General features: G+C 57.7%; 5 protein-coding genes. 1 reads left to right on the top strand and 4 read right to left on the bottom strand.

Features of this window, described 5'->3' with window-relative positions:
- Positions 1-91: 91 nt before the first annotated feature.
- From def to QMX98_RS32470, 3 genes are all read right to left on the bottom strand, one after another.
- The gene (def, locus tag QMX98_RS32480; protein WP_010457345.1) at positions 92-631 is read right to left on the bottom strand and encodes a peptide deformylase; all 540 of its coding nucleotides are present in this window, start codon (positions 629-631) and stop codon (positions 92-94) included.
- Entirely contained in the window at positions 628-1584 is a 957-nt protein-coding gene (locus QMX98_RS32475) for a YihY/virulence factor BrkB family protein (RefSeq protein WP_010457347.1), read from the bottom strand. The genes def and QMX98_RS32475 overlap by 4 nt, the downstream gene beginning before the upstream one ends.
- A 171-nt stretch (positions 1585-1755) precedes the next feature.
- A complete protein-coding gene (locus QMX98_RS32470; protein WP_010457349.1) occupies positions 1756-1947 on the bottom strand; it encodes a CsbD family protein in 192 nt (63 codons plus the stop codon).
- Positions 1948-2147: 200 nt separating this feature from the next.
- On the opposite strand from QMX98_RS32470, the gene QMX98_RS32465 reads away from it, so the two are divergent.
- The gene (locus QMX98_RS32465; RefSeq protein ID WP_010457352.1) at positions 2148-2525 is read left to right on the top strand and encodes a hypothetical protein; all 378 of its coding nucleotides are present in this window, start codon (positions 2148-2150) and stop codon (positions 2523-2525) included.
- Positions 2526-2730: 205 nt separating this feature from the next.
- Here QMX98_RS32465 and fadD1 read toward each other — a convergent pair whose 3' ends face one another.
- Complete coding sequence (gene fadD1, locus QMX98_RS32460; RefSeq protein WP_010457354.1) at positions 2731-4431, bottom strand: long-chain-fatty-acid--CoA ligase FadD1; 1701 nt, start codon at positions 4429-4431, stop codon at positions 2731-2733.
- Between the last annotated feature and the right edge of the window lie 352 nt (positions 4432-4783).

The following is a 4783-nucleotide window of genomic DNA, read 5'->3' as shown; positions in this document are numbered from 1 at the left end:
CGAAGGCGGCGTGTCATTCGACATCATCGGTGAATGACCCGCCGCCTTCGCGCGCAGGCTCGCTCCTACCGTGGCTTGTGGTGTTTTCGGCTCAGTCGTCGGCGTCAGGGTCGAGGTCGGGGAACATCACTTCGGTAAAGCCGAATTGGCTGAAGTCGGTAATCCGTGACGGGTACAACCGGCCGATCAGGTGATCGCATTCATGCTGCACCACCCGCGCATGGAATCCCTCGGCGATCCGCAAGATAGGCTGGCCCTTGGGATCGAAGCCTTCGTAGCGAATCTGCTGATAACGGTCTACCGCGCCGCGCAGGCCGGGCACTGACAGGCAACCTTCAAAGCCCTCTTCCATCAGCGAGTTCAAAGGTGTGATCAGCGGGTTGATCAGAATGGTCTGCGGCACCGCTTCAGCGTCCGGGTAGCGTTCACTGTGTTCGAACCCAAAGATCACCAGTTGCAGATCGACGCCGATCTGCGGCGCAGCCAGGCCGACGCCACCGACGCTTTCCATGGTCTGGAACATGTCGTCGATCAGTTGCCACAACTCAGGGCTGTCGAACATCTCGGCCGGCACCGGCGGAGCAATGCGCAGCAGGCGTTCATCGCCCATTTTCAGGATTTCACGGATCATTTTATGGTTTCGTCAGTGTGCGGCTTGATCGAGTGATCCCGACCCAGTCCGGAAACGTGGTGTTTGGGTTCGTGATCGAGCTCACCGGGGACTTTTTCACCGTCATTCTTGCCTTCGGTCGACATGTGCTCGATCACTGCATTCATCTCCGCGCCCAGCAACAGCACCGCGGCGGAAATATAAAAATAGAGCAGCAACACGATGATCGCGCCGATACTGCCATACATGGCGTTGTAGTTGGCGAACTCCTTGACGTACAGGCCAAAGCCCACGGAGGCAAGGATCCACACCACCACCGCCAGCACCGAACCTGGGGTGATAAAACGAAACTCCTGTTTAACGTCGGGCATGACGTAATAAATCAGCGCCACGGCCACCATCAGCAAAATCACCACCACGGGCCAGCGCACGATGGTCCACAGGGTCACGATGAAGTCTTCCATGCCGACTTGCGCGGCAATCCAGCCCATCAGTTGCGGCCCGAGCACCATCAACGCGGCGGCGATCAGCAGCATGCCGGCGATGCCAACGGTGTAGATGATCGACAGCGGAAAACGCTTCCACGCGGGCCGGCCTTCGACCACGTCGTAGGCGGCGTTCATCGCGCTCATCATCAGCCGCACGCCAGCGGATGCGGTCCACAGGGCAATCACGATACCAATCGACAGCAAGCCACCCTTGGACTGCTGGAGTTGGTCGATCACCGGGTTCACCTGCTCCAGCGCCTGGGGCGGCAGGACCAGTTCCGATTGCAGACGCAGCCACGAGAAGAAGTCCGGCAGGTGCAGGAAACCGATCAGAGCGATCAGGAACAGGATGAAGGGAAATAGCGAAAACAGCATTTGATAGGCCAGCGCCGAGGCATAGGTCGACATCTCATCGTCGACGAACTCGGTGACCGTGCGCATCATGACACGGTGCAGGCGCAGGCCTTTCATGTGGGGGAAAAACATTAGCGTCTCCTTTCGCCGCAGGTTGGGTTGAAGTCGAGGCGACTCAGGGGCCGTTTTCTACATCAAAGTAGCCTACTTGGCGACTTTGAAACAATTTCCGTGCGCAAGTTCAGGCTGACACAAAAACGGCCATCCGTGGATGGCCGTTCATGTTGTTCATCAAAGGCCGAATCAAGCCTTGTCGACGCCTTTCTTAATCGCGTCCTTGGCTTTGCCGACCGCTTGCTGGGCCTCGCCTTTTCTTTCCTGCACGACGCCTTCTGCGCGCATTTTGTCATTACCGGTGGCCTTGCCGACGCCTTGCTTGACGTTGCCGGCGGCTTCGTTGGCCATGCCTTTTACTTTATCGCCAGTGCTGCTCATGGTGTTTCTCCTGTGAACAATTCAACGGAAAAAGTCGTTACACAAAGATTGACCGGGGGCATTTGCGTGGAGTTTCATTTATTTTCACGGCGACATTTCATCGTTCAATGCAGGTTGGGCTTTATGTTTGCCGACCAACCCCCGAGAATGCGCAACGTATTCAGGCCATGGCGCTGAAGATCCAATCCCGTAGGAATGTTATGAAACTCGATAAAAAGCAGGCCATTGCCCGCAGAAACCAGGAACTCGGCGGTGCTGTGCTTGGCGTCAACAACTGCCATTTCACCGAATTGAACCGCAACCGCAACATCTGGTGGTTCGATATCCCGGTGGCGCGCCTGGCCATTGGTCAGTACGAATGGGTTCACCTGCTGATGCACACGCCGGAAACCGACGAACTGCTGCACTTGAAAGTGCCGACGGTGTTCCTGCGCGAGAAGCTTGAAGGCCTGGTGGTGCGCAACGAAGGCAAGCGCAAAGCCGCCTTGAGCCTGGAACTGAGCGCCGACAAGGACTCGTACCTCCAGGACATGCGTCCGGCGGGCACCAACGTCAATTTCGCGCCGTTTCGCCTGTAACTTTACACATCCCCTGTGGCGAGGGAGCTTGCTCCCGCTGGGCCGCGAAGCGACCCCAAATCAGACGCTGCGGTATTTTTGGTGTATCTCCATCGACTGGGTGACGACTGCTGCGCAGCCGAGCGGGAGCAAGCTCCCTCGCCACAAAAGCAGTTCTGATATCGCTGCAAACAAAAAGCCCCGCATCTGCGGGGCTTCTTGTTTGTTACGCGCCGACTTTCCTGGCGTTGAGCTTCTTCAGCTCTTCGTCGCGCAATTCGCGGCGCAGGATCTTGCCGACGTTGGTGGTCGGCAGCGCATCGCGGAACTCCACGGCGCGCGGGACCTTGTAACCGGTGACGTTCGCACGCATGTGCTCCATCACCTGCTCCTTGGTCAACGTCACGCCCGGTTTGGCGACGATGAAGATCTTGATCGCCTCGCCCGACTTCTCGTCCGGCACGCCGATGGCCGCGCATTGCAGCACGCCCGGCAGGGTCGCCAGCACATCTTCAAGCTCGTTCGGGTAAACGTTGAAACCGGAGACCAGAATCATGTCTTTCTTGCGATCGACAATTCGCATGTAGCCGTCCGGCTGGATCAGCGCGATGTCACCGGTCTTCAACCAGCCTTCGCTGTCGAGCATTTCATCGGTGGCGTCCTGACGCTGCCAGTAGCCCTTCATGACTTGCGGACCTTTCACACACAGTTCGCCGATTTCGCCCAGCGGCTGTTCAACGCCGGCATCGTCGATGACTTTGCACACGGTCGATGGAACCGGAATACCGATGGTGCCGATCTGGATGTGCTGGATCGGGTTTACGGTGGCGACCGGGCTGGTTTCGGTCATCCCGTAACCTTCGCAGATGGCGCAGCCGGTGACCGCTTTCCAGCGCTCGGCTGCCGCCAGTTGCAGGGCCATGCCGCCGGACAGGGTGACTTTCAGCGCCGAGAAGTCCAGCTTGCGGAACGCTTCGTTGTTGCACAGCGCCACGAACAGGGTGTTGAGGCCGACGAAGCCGCTGAACTTCCACTTCGACAGTTCTTTGACCATCGCCGTCAAATCGCGCGGGTTGCTGATCAGGATGTTGTGGTTGCCGATCAGCATCATCGCCATGCAATGAAAGGTGAAGGCATAGATGTGGTACAGCGGCAGCGGCGTGATCAGGATCTCGCAGCCTTCGTTGAGGTTGGAACCCATCAGCGCCTTGCACTGCAACATGTTCGCCACGAGGTTGCGATGGGTCAGCATCGCGCCCTTGGCTACGCCGGTGGTGCCGCCAGTGTATTGCAGGACGGCAACGTCGCTGCTGGCCGGGTTGGCTTCAGCCACTGGCTGGCCGTGGCCCTTGCTCAGCACGTCGTTGAACTTGATCGCCTTGGGCAAGTGATACGCCGGGACCATCTTCTTCACGTACTTGATGACGCTGTTTACCAGCAGGCGCTTGAGCGGTGGCAGCAGGTCGGCCACTTCGGTGACGATCACGTGCTTGACGCCGGTTTTCGGCACGACGATTTCGGCCAGATGCGCCATGTTGGCCAGGCAGACCAGGGCTTTGGCACCGGAATCGTTGAATTGGTGTTCCATTTCCCGCGCGGTGTACAGCGGGTTGGTGTTGACCACGATCAGCCCGGCGCGAATGGCACCGAATACGGCGACCGGGTACTGCAACACGTTGGGCAGTTGCACGGCGATTCGATCGCCCGGCTGCAAGTCGGTATGCTGTTGCAGGTAAGCGGCAAAGGCACCGGACAATTCGTACAGTTCACCGTAGGTGATTGTCTTGCCCAGGTTGCTGAATGCCGGTTTGTCGGCGAAGCGCTGGCAGGAACGTTTCAACACTGCCTGAATATTCGGATACTCGTCTGGATTGATCTCGGCAGCAATCCCGGCAGGGTACTTATCCTTCCAAAAGTCTTCGTTCATGGAAGCCCACTCCTCAGCAACGCGAATTCAGCACCGCATTTGATGCGATTATTATTGGTGTGTGTTTGTCGGTGAATCTAGCGCTTTCATAAGCCCGAGACGTCACAAAGCGCGCCGAGAGTAGCAGCTTTGCCAAGGGTCGACTAGAGCCAAAAGCGGCCTCTACGGTCACAATTGTGACTCAAGAATTGCTAGCGGTCATTTTAGAGCAAAAATTCTATACACCCCTGAAAAGCCTGTGAAACCGGGGGCTTCAGATGTTTAAAAGCTTCGCGGGCAAGCCTCGTTCCTGCAGGCTCGCATCGTTCGCTGACTTAATGAACGACACGAACCTGCAGGAGCGAGGCTTGCC

It is taken from the genome of Pseudomonas sp. PS02303, from assembly GCF_029959925.1.
GTDB lineage: Bacteria > Pseudomonadota > Gammaproteobacteria > Pseudomonadales > Pseudomonadaceae > Aquipseudomonas > Aquipseudomonas mandelii.
This window is presented reverse-complemented; position numbering and strand designations above follow the sequence as displayed.

Bases quoted from the DNA above. Each gene is read 5' to 3' on its own strand.
- QMX98_RS32475 (WP_010457347.1), bottom strand. From the start codon at position 1,584: ATGTTTTTCCCCCACATGAAAGGCCTGCGCCTGCACCGTGTCATGATG.
- QMX98_RS32470 (WP_010457349.1), bottom strand. From the start codon at position 1,947: ATGAGCAGCACTGGCGATAAAGTAAAAGGCATGGCCAACGAAGCCGCC.
- fadD1 (WP_010457354.1), bottom strand. From the start codon at position 4,431: ATGAACGAAGACTTTTGGAAGGATAAGTACCCTGCCGGGATTGCTGCC.
- def (WP_010457345.1), bottom strand. From the start codon at position 631: ATGATCCGTGAAATCCTGAAAATGGGCGATGAACGCCTGCTGCGCATT.
- QMX98_RS32465 (WP_010457352.1), top strand. From the start codon at position 2,148: ATGAAACTCGATAAAAAGCAGGCCATTGCCCGCAGAAACCAGGAACTC.